Consider the following 16,382-nt stretch of genomic DNA (forward strand, 5'->3'; position numbering starts at 1 on the left):
ACTGATCAAGCGATCCTGCGCGGAAAATGTAACGGGGCTAAAGCCATGCGCCGAAGATATGGGTTTGCAGTTTACTGCAAGCGGTAGCGGAGCGTTCCGTAAGCCTGTGAAGGTCAACCGTGAGGTTGGCTGGAGGTATCGGAAGTGAGAATGCTGACATGAGTAACGATAAACAGTGTGAGAAACACTGTCGCCGAAAGACCAAGGGTTCCTGCGTAAAGCTAATCTGCGCAGGGTTAGTCGGCCCCTAAGGCGAGGCTGAAAAGCGTAGTCGATGGGAAGCAGGTAAATATTCCTGCACCAGCTGGAAGTGACGGATGGCATAAGTCGTCGGGGCTTATTGGATTGTTCCCGGCGGTGGCGTTGTCCCTGGAAATAACTCCAGCAGAGACCGTACCCGAAACCGACACAGGTGGTCAGGTAGAGTATACCAAGGCGCTTGAGAGAACTGTGCTGAAGGAACTCGGCAAATTGCACGCGTAACTTCGGAATAAGCGTGACTCACCCTGGGCAACCAGGACTGAGTGGCACAAGCCAGGGGGTAGCGACTGTTTAGCAAAAACATAGGGCTCTGCGAAGCATCAATGCGACGTATAGGGTCTGACGCCTGCCCGGTGCCTGAAGGTTAAAGGGAGGAGTGAAAGCTCCGAACTGAAGCCCAGGTAAACGGCGGCCGTAACTATAACGGTCCTAAGGTAGCGAAATTCCTTGTCGGGTAAGTTCCGACCTGCACGAATGGCGTAACGACTTCCCCACTGTCTCCAGCACAGGCTCAGTGAAATTGAATTCCCCGTGAAGATGCGGGGTTCCCGCGGTCAGACGGAAAGACCCTATGAACCTTTACTATAGCTTCGCCTTGGCGTTAGCGACCGTATGTGTAGGATAGGTGGGAGGCTATGAAACCGGGGCGCCAGCTCTGGTGGAGCCATCCTTGAAATACCACCCTTACTGTCGTTGACGTCTAACCGAGGGCCGTTATCCGGTCCCGGGACATGGCGTGGTGGGTAGTTTGACTGGGGCGGTCGCCTCCCAAAGTGTAACGGAGGCGCGCGATGGTTAGCTCAGACCGGTCGGAAATCGGTCGTCGAGTGCAATGGCATAAGCTAGCCTGACTGCGAGACTGACAAGTCGAGCAGAGACGAAAGTCGGCCATAGTGATCCGGTGGTCCCGCGTGGAAGGGCCATCGCTCAACGGATAAAAGGTACTCTAGGGATAACAGGCTGATTTTGCCCAAGAGTCCATATCGACGGCAAAGTTTGGCACCTCGATGTCGGCTCATCACATCCTGGGGCTGGAGCAGGTCCCAAGGGTACGGCTGTTCGCCGTTTAAAGTGGTACGTGAGCTGGGTTCAGAACGTCGTGAGACAGTTTGGTCCCTATCTGCCGTGGGTGTTCGAAGCTTGAGAGGATCTGTCCCTAGTACGAGAGGACCGGGATGGACATACCTCTGGTGGACCTGTCATGGCGCCAGCCGTGCAGCAGGGTAGCTAAGTATGGAATAGATAACCGCTGAAAGCATCTAAGCGGGAAACTAACCTCAAAACAAGGCTTCGCTGAGGATCGTGGAAGACTACCACGTTGATAGGCCAGGTGTGGAAGCGCGGTGACGTGTGAAGCTTACTGGTACTAATAATCCGATCGGCTTGATCGTTTCTCAGCAAAACTCATTCGGTTTTTACTTGCCGAAATCAAAGACAATATCTTCTCATTCATGTGTGTCGGGTTGACCCGGTGGCTCTGTCGGAGGTTCCCCACCCGATCCCATTCCGAACTCGGTCGTTAAGCCCTCCAGAGCCGATGGTACTTCGTCTTAAGGCGCGGGAGAGTAGGTCGTCGCCGGGTCTACCCGACACACATGAATGATATCTCGAACCCTTCTTCCTTTACTCACCGCCTTGCCGCGGGATGGAGCAGCCCGGTAGCTCGTCAGGCTCATAACCTGAAGGTCGCAGGTTCAAATCCTGCTCCCGCACCCAAGAACAACTAAACCCCCGTAGCGTAAGCTGCGGGGGTTTTCTGCTGTTGGGTTCCGCTCAGAAGCGCCGAGTTGCCTTGCTACGATCTACGCAAGGCGTCAGCGGCGCCTGACGGATGCAAAATTCCTGACCTGGAAATCGTTGTTCTTTAATAGGTGGCTTCGAATGAGGCGCGGTAACGCAGAGGCCAAGTCTGTCGCGGGCGGGCGCGAACCGATGGTGCAGCCTGCTCAGCTTCTGCGAAAATCGGCCGGCTTCAGGTTGTGACGTTTCAGCTTGTCGTAGAGGGTCTTGCGGGGAATCCTCAGTTGCGCCAACGCCTCGCTGACGTTGCCGCCCAGGGCTTCAAGCGTGTCCTGCAGTATGCGTTTTTCGAAATCAGCGATGCGGTCGACAAGGCCGCGCGCGGCCCCGGCGGCTTGGTCTTCGCGGCCTTCAAGGCCAAGGGCGAAGCGTTGGGCGAAGTGTGACAACTCTCGGATGTTGCCCGGCCAGGGGTGTTCCAGCAGGCGGGAGCGGACTGCGTCCGTGATGACGGGCGGTTCAGCATCGGGGCCCACCGGGGCGCGCGCCACCAAGCTGGCGAACAGCAGGGGGATGTCGTCGCGGCGCTCGCGCAGAGGCGGCACGCGCAGGCGCACGACATTCAGCCGATAGTAAAGTTCTTCGCGAAGTCGACCGCTGACGAGGGCCTGATCGAGGTCCCCCGTCGCAGAGGCCAACACGCGAATGTCGACGGCGCGGGGTTCCGACGCGCCGATCGGGTGGATTTCGCGCTCTTCCAGCACGCGCAGCATCTTGACCTGAGCAGCGGTCGGCATGCTTTCGACGGCGTCCAGAAACAGCGACCCGCCGTGTGCGCGCTCGACGTGGCCGACGCGGCGACGCAAGGCCCCGGCGAAGGCGCCCAGCTCATGACCGAACAGCTCGCTCTCGATCAGTCCGTCCGGCAGGGCGCCGCAGTTGACCGCCACGAAGGGATGCAGTCGGCGGCGGCCGCCGTTGTGCAGGGCGCGGGCCACAGCCTCCTTGCCCACGCCGGTCTCGCCCTCGATCAGCACGTCCATGCGGGCGTCGGCGATCTGGGCGATGGTGGCGCGCAGCGAGCGGATCGCCGGGCTGTCGCCCAGCAGCGGCAACTCCAGCCCCGCCTCGGACGACAGGGCGACAAGGCGTCGGTTGTCCAGCACCAGGGCGCGCTTTTCCAGCGCGCGCGTCAGGCTTTCGGACAGGCGCTCAAAGGCGAACGGCTTGGCGACGAAGTCATAGGCCCCGCCGTGCATGGCGGCGACCGCCTCGGCCACGTCGCCGTGCCCGGTGATCAGGATGACGGGCAGGGCGGGATCAAGGGCCTGAAGCCGGTTGAGCGCCTGGCGGCCGTCCAGCCCCGGCATCCGCAGGTCGGTCACCACCACGCCGGGGAAATCGGCGTCGATCTCTGTCAGCGCCGCCTCGGCGGAACGATAGGCGCGCACGCTCAGGCCTTCGACCTCCATCCTTTCGGTCAGGGCGTTGCGGAAGTCGTCGTCGTCCTCGATCAGGGCGACGGTCTCAAGACGCGGGAACTCCATGACGCGCGCCTCCATCACGCGGCTTTCAGGCTGATGACGAAGGCGGCGCCGAGGGTGGCCGGACGCAGGTCCAGCTCGCCCCCGAACCCGGCCACGATGTCGCGGCAGATGACCAGACCCAGCCCCAGACCATTGGCCTTGCTGGTCACAAAGGGGGTGAAGAGCTGGTCGCGGATGTCGTCGGCCACGCCGGGGCCGTTGTCGGCGACGCGCAGTTCGACATGGTCTGCGACCCGCTCCATCGTCAGGGTGATCTGGCCGTCGGCCCGGCCCTCCAGCGCCTCGGCGGCGTTCTGCATCAGATTGACGATGACCTGCTCCAGGCGGAAGCGGTCGGCGACGACCAGCAGATTCGCGCCGCGCGGACGCGTCAGGCGGACGCCGCCCTGGCGCAGTCGTCCGCCCAGCAGCAGCAGGGCGCCGTCAATCGCGTCGTTCAGCGACACCGTGCCCAATTGCGGCTCGGCCTTGCGTGAGAAGGCCCGCAACTCCTGTGTGATGGCGCCGATGCGGGCGGTCAGATCGCCGATGCGGCCCAGAGCCCGCGCGGCCTTGGCGCCCTGCTCACGCTGCAGATAGGCTGAGGCGGTCTCGGCCTGGGTGCGGATGGCGGCGACGGGCTGGTTGATCTCATGAGCCACGCCGGCGGCGATCTGGCCCAGAGCCGCCAGCTTGCCCGCCTGCACCAGTTCGTCGCGCAGCGCCTCGCGGCTGGCTTCGGCGCGCATCCGTTCTTCGATCTGGCGGTTCAGGGCGGTGTTGGCCTGGCGCAGGTCGTGGGTCCGCTCTTCGATGCGGCGCTCCAGTTCCAGCCGAGCCGCCTCAGCGGCGCGCTGCCGCGCTGCGGCCTGCTGGCGACGACGCAGCAGCACAGCGGCGACGCCGAAAAGGAGCGTGGCGATCAGGGCGGCCAGGGTCCGGGCGTTGGCGACGTTCGTCTCTATGACGCCCCGGTCGGGGGTCAGCAGGTGCAGCGTCCAGCCCGGCGTCATGGTGTCGATGCGGGCGTGCATCCACTGGCGATCGGCGCCGTCCAGTGGCGCCTCGACCAGTCGAGTGGCCCCATCCTGCGGCGTGGAGAAAGGCAGGGGCGTCAAGGCGCCGTCGGCCAGGGTCTGGTCCGCCAGCGTCAGGCGGCGGCTTTCGGCGTCCATCGGCCGCAGGGTCCGGAACCGCCAGCTCGGGATGCTGGTGATCAGCACCACCCCGCCCGGATCGACCACATAGGCGGGCTCGCCCGAGGCGCGCCATTCGGCCTCAAGGGCGTCGAACTCGACCTTGACCACCACGACCCCGATCGGGAGGCCCGCATTGACGACGCGCCGCGCCAGGAACAGGCCGGGTTTGCCGCTGACCGTGCCTAAGGCGAAGAACTCGGCCGAGCCGTCGCGCATCGCCTTGATGAAATAGGGACGAAAACTGTAGTCGGCGCCCACGAAGCTGACCGGATGGTTCCAGTTGCTGGCGGCGCGGGTCACGCCGTCCGCGCCGATGACGTAAATGGCCGAGGCGCGGATCTGATCGGACAGCGCCTCCAGCCGCTCATTCAGCGGTTTTGCGTCGAAATGCGGGGTCGTCAGCAGCCGGGCGACATCGGCGTCGGTCGCCATGGCCGGGGCCAGGGCGCGGTATTTCTCCAGTTCGCTGCGCAGGACGGCGGCGTGCAGGGCGGCTGCGGCTTCGGACTGACGAGCCAGCTCGGCCGAAGCCTCCGTCCGCGCGGTTTCGCCCAGCCCATAGGCGCCCGCTGTCGCCGCGATCAGCCAGCCGAGCGTCAGGGCGACCCACAGTCCGATCTGTCGCCGGTCAGGTCGATCATCGGGAGCAGGCGGCATGGTGCGGTTCATGCCTTAAATGTGCGATATTCCGCACTTTTGAGCCAGGGATCAGGGCGATAAATCGCACATATTGGTCCCGTCCAGATCGTGTTTCTGTAGTAAGTTTATAAAAAACAATAGATTATATTGCGTAGGGGCGGGCATTTTCTCTCGTCTATGTCGTGGCCACACTGAGGTCGAAGCGTGGCGAAGATCGCGCCGAGAGGAAATCCGCGAGCCGTATGCTCGCCATCAGGAGCGACCTTCTTTGTCCCCCATCGCGTCACAGACGGCGGCGGTCGTTCGCCGCCCCTTCTATCAGCATCTCTATTTCCAGGTGCTGGTCGCCATCGTGCTGGGCGGCGCCATCGGCCACTTCTGGCCGAACGTAGGCGAAAGCCTGAAGCCGCTGGGCGACGCCTTCATCAAGCTGGTGAAGATGGTGATCGCGCCGGTGATCTTCCTGACCATCGTTACCGGCATCGCCGGGATGCGCGACATCGGCCGCGTCGGCCGGGTGGCGGCCAAGGCCTTTGGCTATTTCCTGGTCTTCTCGACCCTGGCGCTGATCGTCGGCCTGATCATCGCCAACGTCGTGCGTCCGGGCCACGGCCTGAACATCGATCCGGCCACCCTGGATAAGGGCGCGGTGGCTCAATACGCCCAGGCGGCGCATGAAAGCACCATCGTCGGCTTCCTGACGGGCATCATTCCCGACACCGTGGTCAGCGCCTTCTCGACCGGCAATATCCTGCAGGTCCTGTTCGTCTCCATCCTGTTCGGCATCGCCCTGGCCATGATCGGCGATCTGGGCAAGCCGGTGATGACCTTCCTGGAGTCGGTCAGCGCGGCCTTCTTCAAACTGGTCGCCATTCTGATGAAGGCCGCACCGATCGGCGCCTTCGGGGCCTTCGCCTTCACCATCGGCGCCTACGGCATCGCCTCGGTCGCGAACCTGTTCGCCCTGATCGCCACCTTTTACCTGACGTCCGCCATCTTCGTGGTCGGGGTGCTGGGCCTGGTCGCCATCGCCAACGGCTTCAACATCCTGAAGCTGATCCGCTATCTGAAAGAAGAGTTGCTGCTGGTGCTGGGCACCTCCAGTTCCGAGGCCGCCCTGCCCAGCCTGATCTCCAAGATGGAGCGGGCGGGCGCCGCCAAGTCGGTGGTCGGCCTGGTCGTGCCGACCGGCTATTCGTTCAATCTGGACGGCACCAACATCTATATGACGATGGCGGCCCTGTTCATCGCCCAGGCGCTGAACATCGACCTGAGCCTGCAGGATCAGATCCTGTTGCTGTTGGTGGCCATGCTGTCGTCCAAGGGGGCGGCGGGCATTACGGGGGCGGGCTTCATCACCCTGGCGGCCACCCTGTCGGTGGTGCCTTCGGTGCCGGTGGCGGGCATGGCCCTGATCCTGGGCATCGACCGCTTCATGAGCGAATGCCGCGCCCTGACCAACTTCATCGGCAACGCGGTGGCCACCATCGTCGTCGCCCGCTGGGAAGGCGAACTGGACCGCGATGCGCTGAAGGCCGCGCTGGACGGCGGGCCTCAACCTCTGGCCGCCGCCCCTGATCCCGCCGCCGGACCGGGCGACGACCTGGTGCTGGCCGACGACTGACCCTGAACCACGACCTCAACGACATGATCGCCGCACACGGCGACTGGGAGAGAGACATGAGAAACCCATCCAAGATCGCCCTGATGGCGACGACCGCATCGACCGTCCTGTTCGCCGGGGCCGCTTTGGCCCAGGAGGCCCTGCCCGCCGAGCCCACCCAGGTGGAGGACATCGTCGTCGTCGGCACCAACATCCGCGGCGCGCGCACCACGGCGGCCCTGCCGGTGGTGGTGGCTGACCGCGAGCAGATCGAGGCCACTGGCGCCACGACCGGCGACGAGCTGATGCGCACCATCCCTCAGATGGGCGACGTCCTCTTCGATTCCGCCAACAACCCCCAGACCTCGAACTCGGCGCGCGGCGATGTGAACTCGGTCAACCTGCGCTCGCTGGGCGTGGGCAACACCCTGGTGCTGCTGAACGGCCGCCGCCTGGTCCAGCACCCGACCAGTCAGGGCACGTCGGACACCGGCACGGTGCCGGTGCTGAGCTACAACTCCAACGCCATCCCTGTGTCGGGTCTGGAGCGGCTGGAAGTCCTGCTGGACGGCGCCGCCGCCATCTATGGCGCGGACGCGGTGGCGGGCGTGGTCAACACCGTGCTGCGCGACAACATCGACGGCCTGACGGTCAGCGCCCGCTATGGCGGGGCCGAAGGCACACAGATGCGCGACACCGAGTTCAACCTGTTCACGGGCAAGAACTTCGATCGCGGCAACGTCTCCCTGTTCGCAAACTACGCCCAGCGCACCGCCCTGTGGGCGTCGGATCAGGACTTCACCCGCTCGGATGATCTGCGTCCTCTGTTCGCCGACCATCCCGATTTCGCTGACGTCCAGTCGCTGGACGGCCGCTCGTCGCACACGCCGTGGGCGCGCCTGTCGGTCGGCTCGCGCCCGGTGATCCGCTCGAACGGCGTGGCGGTGACCAACACCGCCGGAGCCTTCCGCTTCCAGCCGTCCAGCTTCGGCTGCGGCGTGGACATGGGCGGCGACATCTGCCTGTCCAGCGGCAACCACAACTTCAACACGACCAACCGCGACATGCGGTACGACACCCGGCATGAGACGACGGTCCGTCCGTCGGTCGAGCGGCTGAACCTGTTCCTGACGGGACGTTACGACCTGACCGACAGCGTCGAGGCCTTCGGCGAGGTCGGCTATTACAGCGCTCACAGCCGCGCCGTGCAGCCGCCGGTGGTCAACCTGAACCAGATCTGGATTCCGGCCAGCAACTACTACAACCCGTTCGGCCCCATGACCTTCGCCGACGGCACGCTTAATCCGAACCGCCTGCCGGGTCTGACCGGGGTTCCGGCTGAGGGCCTGCCGGTTCTGATGACCAACTACCGCTTCGTCGACACCGGCTTCCAGGTGGTGAAGGTCGACAACTATCAGGCCCGCCTGCTGGGCGGCCTGCGCGGCGAGTGGCGCGGCTTCAACTGGGAGACGGCGGTCGTCTACTCCGAGGCCGAGGCCAAGGACGTCTCGCCCAACGTCAATATGACGGCCCTGCAGAAGCAGTTGGCCCTGTCGACGCCCGACGCCTACAACCCCTTCAGCGGGGGCTGCGTCGCCACCACCAGCTACGGCGACTGCTCGCCCAGTTCGCAGGCGGCGATCGACGCCATCGTCTTCGACCTGCGCCGGGTGTCGCGCACTACCCTGACCATGGCGGACTTCAAGCTGTCGCGCGGCGATCTGTTCCAACTGCCGGGCGGGCCGGTCGGCATGGCCTTCGGCGGCGAGGCGCGCCGCGAGACCCAGAAGGACGACCGCGACGCCAATCTGGATGGGACCTTTACCTTCACCGACATGGTCAGCGGCGAGACCAACCTGTCCAACGTTTCGGCCGTCAGCCCCAACCCCGACACCTCGGGCAGCCGCGAGGTCTTCTCGACCTATGTCGAGTTCGCCGTGCCGGTGGTCTCGCCCGAGATGAACATTCCTCTGGTCTATCAGCTGGATGTGCAGCTGGCGGGCCGTTACGAGCACTATTCCGACTTCGGCTCGGTGGCCAAGCCGAAGATCGCCGCAGCCTGGGACGTGGTTCCGGGCGTGCGGGTCCGCGGCTCCTATTCGCAGGGCTTCCGCGCGCCGAACCTGGAGCAGACCCACGCCACGGAATACGCCCGCCTGGCCAGCGGCACGGACTATGTCCGCTGCGAGGCTGACCTGCGCGCCGGCCGTATCAGCAACTTCTCCCAGTGCGCGCAGAACACCTCGGGCGCCTCTCTGCTGGTGGCGGGCAACCCGGACCTGGAGCCGGAAGAGAGCACCAACACCTCCTACGGCCTGGTGCTGCAACCGTCCTTCATCCCCGAGCGTTTCGGCGCCTTCACCTTCACCATCGACAAGTGGCGGATCGAGCAGGAGAAGATCGTCGGCCTGCTGGGCGCCCAGACGGCGCTGGCGCTCGACTATCTGAACCGCGTCGAGGGCGGCTCCAATCCGCTGGTCAACCGTCGCGCGCCGACGCCTGAGGACATCCTGCTGTTCCAGGGCACGGGCCTGACCCCGGTGGGCGAGGTGGTCTCGATCAACGACCGCTTCATCAACCTTCAACCCCAGACCGTCAGCGGCCTGGATCTGGCCATGAACTGGTCGCTGCGTCGCACCAAGTACGGCACCTTCATCGTCAATGTGAACGCCAGCAAACTGGACGAATTCACGCGCGATCCGGGCGACATCGTCAATGAGCTGTACGCCGCCCGCGAAGCCGGAACGATCAATGCGGGCACGACCCTGCCGGACTCCTCTCAACTGGTGGGGCAGAACGGCCGTCCCGAATGGCGCCTCAACGCCAGCCTGACGTGGCGCAAGGGCCCCTGGCGCGCAGGGATGACGACCCAGTACATCAGCGACTTCCAGCAGCCCGGCCTGCTGGGCGCCTCGGGCGATCCGTGGGTCGTTGACGCCCGCCAGACGGTCAACGCCTATGTGGATTATGAATTCCCGGCCGAGACCCGCGTGCGTCTGGGCGTGCGGGATCTGACGGACACAGGTCCGTCGCTGGCCGACAACGGCTATCGCGGCACGGTGCACAGCCCGTGGGGCCGTTACTGGTACGTCACGGCGACCAAGTCGTTCTGATCTGAGGAGGCGAGAGGGATGCGTCTGTTTTCGATGCTGGCGGCGGCTTCCGCCGTCACGCTGACCGGCGCGCCCTTCGCCGCCGCCCAGGATGCGCCGGCGACCCCGTCGCCGGCGCCCGTCCCGGCCGTCTGTCCCGATTTTCTTCCTCAGCAGGCGCACTGCTGGTCGGGGCGGGCGGCCAAGGGCGGTTACTACTGGATCGCCGTGCCGGAGAACTGGAACGGTTCGCTGATCGTCCACGCCCACGGCGGGCCGCGCACGGCCGCCCCCAAGGCCGATGATCCGCTGGAAGATCTGGAGCGCTTCTCCATGACGGTGAAGGAGGGCTTCGCCTGGGCGGGGTCGACCTATCGCCGGGGCGGCTACGGCGTGCGCATGGCGGCCGAGGACACCGACGACCTGCGCCAGATCTTCTGGGACGCCTTCGGTCGGCCCCGCCGCACCATTCTTCACGGCCAGTCCTGGGGCGGCAATGTCGCAGCCAAGGCGGCCGAACTCTATGCGCGCGACGCCGAAGGCCAGGTGGTCTGGGACGGCGTGGTCCTGACCAGCGGGGTGCTGGCGGGCGGGACCGAGGCCTACAGGTTCCGCGCCGATCTGCGTGCGGTATATCAGTATTACTGCCAGAACCATCCGGCGCCCGACGAGGCGCAGTACCCGGTCTGGCAGGGTCTGCCCGAGGGCGCTCGCCTGACCCGCGCCCAGCTGGCGCAGCGGGTCAAGACCTGCACCGGCGTCGGCCTGCCCGAGGCGGAGCGCTCGCCCGAGCAGAAGCAGCGTCTGGCCGACATTCTCAACGTCGTGGGGATCGGCGAGGGACAACTGGTGTCGCATCTGGCCTGGGGCACCTTCCTGTTTCAGGACCTGGTGCAGAAGCGCCTGGACGGCCTCAACCCGTTCGACAACAGCCGGACGGTCTATCAGGGCTCGCACGACGATGCGGCGCTGAACGCGGGGGTCGAGCGGTTCGCCGCCGATCCGATGGCGGTGGCGCGTCTGGCCTATGATGCGGACCTGTCAGGCATGATCGTCGCCCCGACCGTCACTATCCACGGCAAGGACGATCCCACAGCCTTCGTCTGGCACCAGGACGCCTATCGCGACCGTGTGGCGGCGGCGGGCCGTGCCGACCTGCTGGTCCAGACCTTCACCGATGAAGCCGAACACAGCGCCCTCAGCCCGCCGGAATATGTCGCGGTTTTCGAGGCCTTGATGGGCTGGATCGACCACGGGGTGAAACCGGACGCCCGTTCTGTCGCCGCCCTGTGCGAAGCGGCGCGTCCCCGATACGACGCTGTCTGCCTGTTTGATGAGCATAGGTTGAGCGGAAACGACTGAGCCCTCCGACGGCCGAGCGCAGATGCGCCGGCCGTCCCTGCCTCGCCGGTTATGTCCTGTCGCCGCTGCGAAAAGCCTTTCGGCCAAGCTGGACCTGTTCTGCAACGGAACATATCATGAACGAATGGCTCAGATCGATCTTCGACGAAAGCTGGCGGTTCTGGCGGACGCAGCGAAATATGACGCCTCCTGCGCCTCGTCCGGCACGACGAAGCGGGATTCAATGGGCGGGCGCGGGATCGGCTCGACCGAGGGCATGGGCATCTGCCACGCCTATACGCCGGACGGTCGGTGCGTCAGCCTGCTGAAGATCCTGCTGACCAACTTCTGCATCTACGACTGCGCCTATTGCATCAACCGGGTGTCGTCCAACGTCGAACGGGCGCGCTTCACGGTGCAGGAGGTCGTCGATTTGACCCTGGCCTTCTATAAGCGGAACTACATTGAGGGGCTGTTCCTGTCGTCGGGCGTGATCCGCAACGGCGACTATACGATGGAGCAGTTGGTCGAGGTCGCGCGGCGCCTGCGCGAGGATCACGACTTTCGCGGCTATATCCACCTGAAGCTGATCCCGGAGGCGGATGCGCGGCTGGTGGAGCTGGCGGGTCTCTATGCCGACCGGCTGTCCGCCAATATCGAACTGCCCCGCGACGAGGCTCTGGGCCGTCTCGCTCCGGAAAAGGACGCGCGGACCATCCGTAGGGCGATGGGGCAGGTGCGGCTGAAACTGGAAGAGGCCAAGCCCGAAAAGCGCGCCCGCAAGCGCCCGCCCGCCTTCGCCCCGGCCGGTCAGTCGACCCAGTTGATCGTCGGCGCCGACGGCGCGCCGGACACGGAGATCATGGCCCGCAGCGCCGCCCTTTACGGCGGCTATGGCCTGCGTCGGGTCTATTATTCCGCCTTCAGCCCGATACCTGACGGCTCCAGCCTGCTGCCGCCGACCAAGCCGCCGCTGATGCGCGAACACAGGCTCTATCAGGCCGACTGGCTGATGCGGTTCTACGGCTTCACCGCGCCCGAGATCAGCGAGGGGACCGACGACGGCATGCTGGATCTGGCCGTCGATCCGAAGCTGGCCTGGGCTCTGCGGCGCCGCGAGGCCTTCCCCGTCGACGTCAACCGGGCGGCGCGCGAGACCCTGCTGAGGGTGCCGGGCCTGGGGGTGAAGGCGGTGGACCGTATCCTGTCCGTGCGGCGGCATCGCACCTTGCGGCTGGAGGATGTCGGTCGGCTGACGCGGTCGATCGAGGCCGTGCGGCCGTGGATCACGGCGCTGGACTGGACGCCCGGCGGCCTGACCGATGCGGTCGATCTGCGCGCGCGCCTGGCGCCCCAGCGCAAGCCTGAGCAGTTGAGCCTGTTCTGATGCGCACAGCGGTCCTGTCCGACCCGCTGGATTTCGACGGCTGGCGCAAGGCGGCGCGGCGCCTGCGGCTGGCGGGCGAGGAGCCCGGCCGGGTGAAGTTCGTCGTGGGCGCGACTGCGGGCGGCCTGTTCGATGAGGGCGGCGCCCTGCCAGAGGTCGAAGGCGCGTTCACCGCGCCGCGCGCCTTTCTGGACGCGGCGGCGCAACTGATCCAGCACCGGTCCGAGGATCGCTTCGACCTGATGTATCGCCTGCTGTGGCGGTTGAAGGATCAGCCGAACCTGATGGCCGTCCTGTCCGACCGCGACGTGGCCGAGGCGGCGGGTCGGGTGAAGGCGGTGCGCCGCGCCGCCCACAAGATGAAGGCCTTCGTTCGCTTTCGACAGACGCAAGACGAAGCGGGCGAGCGCTGGGTGGCGTGGTTCGAGCCGGCGCATCGGGTGCTGCAGGCGACGGCCCCCTTCTTCGCGCGCCGGTTCAGCGCCATGCGGTGGTCGATCCTGACGCCGGACGGGGCGGCGCATTGGGACGGAACGCTCCTGACCTTCGGCCCGCCCGCCGATCAATCGCAGGCGCCCGCCAAGGACGCGGTGGAGGATTTCTGGCGCACCTATTACGCCTCGACCTTCAATCCGGCGCGGCTGCGGCCTCAGGCGATGCGGTCGGAAATGCCCAAGCGTTACTGGAAAAACCTGCCGGAGGCCGGGCTGATCCCGGAACTGACCGCCGCCGCGTCGGTTCGCACGGATGCCATGGTGAACCAGCCTACGCCCACGCCCAATGACAGGTTCCAGCGTGTTCGCGCGCCGGTGGTGGATCGCGCGGCGACGGATGATCTGGTCCCCGACAGTCTGGACGAGCTGGCGCGCGGCGTTCAGGGCTGCCGCCGCTGCCCATTGTGGCGCGACGCCACCCAGGGCGTCTGCGGCGAGGGGCCGAAGCGTGCGGCCCTGATGGTGGTGGGCGAACAGCCGGGCGATCAGGAGGACCTGGCCGGTCGGCCCTTCGTCGGCCCCGCCGGGCGTCTTCTGGATGCGGCGTTTGAAGAGGCGGGGCTGGATCGTCGCGACCTCTACCTCACCAATGCGGTCAAGCATTTCAAGCACGAGCCGCGCGGCAAGCGCCGTCTGCACAAGACGCCCAATGCGGGCGAAGCCCAGGCCTGCCGTTGGTGGCTGGACCATGAACGGCGCCTCGTCAGGCCGCAGCTGATCCTGGCTCTGGGCGCGACGGCGGGGCTGGCGGTGCTGGGACGAAAGCCCGCCGTTCAGGCCGAACGCGGTCGCGTTCTCACAACCAAGGACGGCGCGCGCGTGCTGCTGACGGTTCACCCGTCCTACCTGCTGCGCCTGCCCGATGCGGCGCGACGCGCCGAGGAGCGGACCCGTTTCCTGACTGATCTGACCGTGGCCCGCGACGCGCTCTAAAAAACGGACGCCAAACGGCTTGAAGTTTTCGCCTGCGTCCATATCGTATACGATTGTGCTGCGGGAGAGCGATATGAGCGTGTTTGAGGCCCAGGAAACGGTCGCCTTGTCGATCGACGAGGTGTTCGCCCTGTCGCGACGGGTGCTGACGGGGGCGGGACTGTCCGTTCCGCACGCCGAGGCGGTGGCGCGGGCCATCACGGCGGGCGAGCGGGACGAGTGCGCCTCGCACGGGCTTTATCGTCTCCCGGGCTGTGTGATGACCATCCGCTCGGCCAAGATGTCGTTGGACGCCGAGCCGGTCATCACCGACGCCTCGCCCGCCCTGGTGCGCGCCGACGCCCGTTACGCCTATTCCCTGTTGGCCTTTGAGCGGGCGGCGCCCTTGCTGGCGCAGAAGGCCAAGGAGGTCGGGGTGGCTGCGCTGGTCATCAACAACTGCTTCCATTTCTCGGCCCTGTGGCCCGAGATCGAACAACTGACCAGTATGGGCGTGGCGGCCCTGGCCATGACCCCCAGCCATTCGTGGGTGGCGCCGGCGGGCGGTCGGCGGGGCCTGTTGGGCACCAATCCGATCGCCTTCGGCTGGCCGCGTCCGGGGCCGCACCCCTATGTCTTCGACTTCGCCACCAGCGCCATCGCGCGCGGGGACATGGCGTTGCACGACATCGCCGGCAAGCCGATCCCCGAGGGCTGGGGCGTCGACGCCGAGGGGCGGCCGACGACGAATGCGCGCGCCGCTCTGGACGGCGCCATGCTGACCTTCGGCGGGCATAAGGGCTCGGCCCTGTCGACCATGATTGAACTGATGGCGGGCCCGTTGATAGGCGATCTGACCAGCCGCGAATCGATGGCCTTTGATGACGGCGCCAAGGCGGCGCCCATGCATGGCGAACTGATCCTGGCCTTCGATCCCGGCCTGATGGGCGGCGGCGACGCGGAGGTGAACGCTACGCGGGCCGAGGCCCTGTTCGCCGCCTTCGCCGACCAGGGCGCGCGCCTGCCGTCCCAGCGCCGTTATGAAGCCCGTGCGCGCAGTCTGGCCAACGGCGTGCGCACCCCCAAGGTCCTGTACGACCAGATCATGGCCCTTGGATTCTGACGCGAGGCGGCCAAGCCGAACAGCAGGCGTGGGAGCGGATTTTTAAAGGTCCTTCAGGGCCTTGATCGGTCATCGCTTCCGGCCTAATCATATAACGTATACGAAATTAGCCAGCTCGGGAGGAGCAGCAAATGGCGGGAATGAAGTTGGATTGGACCGGGGTGATCCCGGCGGCCACCACGCAGTTCAACGAGAGCCTGGGGGTCGATTTCGACTCCACCCAGAAGGTTCTGGACGGCCTGATCCGTGATGGCGTCGACGCCATCATCGTCATGGGCACGGTCGGCGAGAACAACTCGCTGGAGCCGGAAGAAAAGCGCGCTGTCCTCAAGGCGGCGGTCGAAGTCGTCGATAATCGCGTGCCGATCATCACCGGCGTCAGCGAACTGACCACGGCGCGCGCCGAGGCCTATGCCAAGGACGCCGAGGACATCGGCGTGGACGCCCTGATGGTGCTTCCGGCCATGGTCTATGTGCCCACCGCGGCGGAGCTCGAAGCGCACTTCCGCGCCGTGGCGGCCGCCAGCGGCCTGCCGAACATGCTGTACAACAACCCGCTGATGTATCGTCAGACGCTGAACAACGACGATCTGCGCCGTCTGTCGGACGTGCCGAACATCGTGGCCCTGAAGGAAAGCGCCCCGGATTCGCGTCGCATCACCGACATCTTCAACGAGCTGGGCGACCGCTATTCGGTCATGGTCGGCCTGGACGATGTGGCGCTGGAAGGCATGATTCTGGGCGCCAAGGGCTGGGTCTCGGGTCTGACCAACGCCTTCCCGGAAGAGTCGGTGGCCCTGGTCAAGGCGGTCCAAGCCGGCGACATCGCCCGCGCCCTTGAGATCTATCGCTGGTTCATGCCGCTGCTTCACCTGGATTCGGTTGCGGATCTGGTGCAGTCGATCAAACTGTCCGAGATGATCATGGGTCGCGGCAACGAACGGGTCCGGATGCCGCGCATGCCGCTGGCCGGCGCCCGCCGCGCCGAGGTCATCGCCATGGTCGAAAAGGCGGCGGAAACGCGCCCGATCGGCTCGGGCAAGGCCATCAAGATCACCTGATCCG

The 16,382-nt window shown here is 65.7% G+C and carries 9 protein-coding genes, 1 tRNA gene and 2 rRNA genes (1 of these 12 only partly in view); 10 read left to right on the forward strand and 2 right to left on the reverse strand.

The genetic code is table 11. The features are described from left to right. The 3 genes from RSD66_RS01785 to RSD66_RS01795 form a co-directional block, all read left to right on the forward strand. Window positions 1-1,652, forward strand: a 23S ribosomal RNA gene (locus tag RSD66_RS01785) (it extends 1,129 nt beyond the left edge of the window). A 76-nt stretch (window positions 1,653-1,728) separates the two neighbouring features. Next, a 5S ribosomal RNA gene (gene rrf, locus RSD66_RS01790) occupies window positions 1,729-1,843 on the forward strand. A 57-nt stretch (window positions 1,844-1,900) separates the two neighbouring features. Next, window positions 1,901-1,977: transfer RNA gene (locus RSD66_RS01795), tRNA-Met, on the forward strand. 230 nt (window positions 1,978-2,207) lie between these two features. On the opposite strand, the gene RSD66_RS01800 is transcribed toward RSD66_RS01795, so the two are convergent. Both RSD66_RS01800 and RSD66_RS01805 read right to left on the reverse strand, forming a co-directional pair. Further along, on the reverse strand, window positions 2,208-3,548 hold the full coding sequence (locus RSD66_RS01800) for a sigma-54-dependent transcriptional regulator (protein ID WP_415288772.1): 1,341 nt from the start codon (window positions 3,546-3,548) through the stop codon (window positions 2,208-2,210). 14 nt (window positions 3,549-3,562) lie between these two features. Next, a complete protein-coding gene (locus RSD66_RS01805; protein WP_415288773.1) occupies window positions 3,563-5,383 on the reverse strand; it encodes a sensor histidine kinase in 1,821 nt (606 codons plus the stop codon). A gap of 250 nt (window positions 5,384-5,633) precedes the next feature. Between RSD66_RS01805 and RSD66_RS01810 the strand changes: the two genes are divergently transcribed. The 7 genes from RSD66_RS01810 (at window position 5,634) to RSD66_RS01840 (ending at window position 16,378) form a co-directional block, all read left to right on the forward strand. Next, window positions 5,634-6,989, forward strand: a complete 1,356-nt coding sequence (locus RSD66_RS01810) for a dicarboxylate/amino acid:cation symporter (protein ID WP_346525453.1) — start codon at window positions 5,634-5,636, stop codon at window positions 6,987-6,989. A gap of 56 nt (window positions 6,990-7,045) precedes the next feature. Further along, window positions 7,046-10,081: a TonB-dependent receptor domain-containing protein gene (locus RSD66_RS01815; RefSeq protein WP_415288774.1), complete on the forward strand. Its 3,036-nt coding sequence runs from the start codon at window positions 7,046-7,048 to the stop codon at window positions 10,079-10,081. A gap of 18 nt (window positions 10,082-10,099) precedes the next feature. Continuing rightward, on the forward strand, window positions 10,100-11,422 hold the full coding sequence (locus RSD66_RS01820) for a hypothetical protein (protein WP_415288775.1): 1,323 nt from the start codon (window positions 10,100-10,102) through the stop codon (window positions 11,420-11,422). Window positions 11,423-11,546: 124 nt separating this feature from the next. Next, window positions 11,547-12,788: a putative DNA modification/repair radical SAM protein gene (locus RSD66_RS01825; RefSeq protein ID WP_415288776.1), complete on the forward strand. Its 1,242-nt coding sequence runs from the start codon at window positions 11,547-11,549 to the stop codon at window positions 12,786-12,788. Further along, window positions 12,788-14,215 carry a UdgX family uracil-DNA binding protein gene (locus RSD66_RS01830; protein WP_415288777.1) on the forward strand — a complete coding sequence of 476 codons (1,428 nt, stop codon included), beginning with the start codon at window positions 12,788-12,790 and terminating at the stop codon, window positions 14,213-14,215. The genes RSD66_RS01825 and RSD66_RS01830 overlap by 1 nt, the downstream gene beginning before the upstream one ends. Window positions 14,216-14,288: 73 nt before the next feature. Next, on the forward strand, window positions 14,289-15,317 hold the full coding sequence (locus RSD66_RS01835) for an Ldh family oxidoreductase (RefSeq protein WP_415288778.1): 1,029 nt from the start codon (window positions 14,289-14,291) through the stop codon (window positions 15,315-15,317). 131 nt (window positions 15,318-15,448) lie between these two features. Beyond that, a complete protein-coding gene (locus tag RSD66_RS01840; protein ID WP_119412495.1) occupies window positions 15,449-16,378 on the forward strand; it encodes a dihydrodipicolinate synthase family protein in 930 nt (309 codons plus the stop codon). The last annotated feature ends 4 nt before the right edge of the window (window positions 16,379-16,382 follow it).

This window comes from Brevundimonas sp. S1H14, from assembly GCF_047716865.1.
GTDB lineage: Bacteria > Pseudomonadota > Alphaproteobacteria > Caulobacterales > Caulobacteraceae > Brevundimonas > Brevundimonas naejangsanensis.

Coding starts and splice junctions, on each gene's coding strand:
- RSD66_RS01800 (WP_415288772.1), bottom strand. CDS start 3,548: ATGGAGTTCCCGCGTCTTGAGACCGTCGCCCTGATCGAGGACGACGAC.
- RSD66_RS01805 (WP_415288773.1), bottom strand. CDS start 5,383: ATGCCGCCTGCTCCCGATGATCGACCTGACCGGCGACAGATCGGACTG.
- RSD66_RS01815 (WP_415288774.1), top strand. CDS start 7,046: ATGAGAAACCCATCCAAGATCGCCCTGATGGCGACGACCGCATCGACC.
- RSD66_RS01820 (WP_415288775.1), top strand. CDS start 10,100: ATGCGTCTGTTTTCGATGCTGGCGGCGGCTTCCGCCGTCACGCTGACC.
- RSD66_RS01825 (WP_415288776.1), top strand. CDS start 11,547: ATGGCTCAGATCGATCTTCGACGAAAGCTGGCGGTTCTGGCGGACGCA.
- RSD66_RS01830 (WP_415288777.1), top strand. CDS start 12,788: ATGCGCACAGCGGTCCTGTCCGACCCGCTGGATTTCGACGGCTGGCGC.
- RSD66_RS01835 (WP_415288778.1), top strand. CDS start 14,289: ATGAGCGTGTTTGAGGCCCAGGAAACGGTCGCCTTGTCGATCGACGAG.
- RSD66_RS01840 (WP_119412495.1), top strand. CDS start 15,449: ATGGCGGGAATGAAGTTGGATTGGACCGGGGTGATCCCGGCGGCCACC.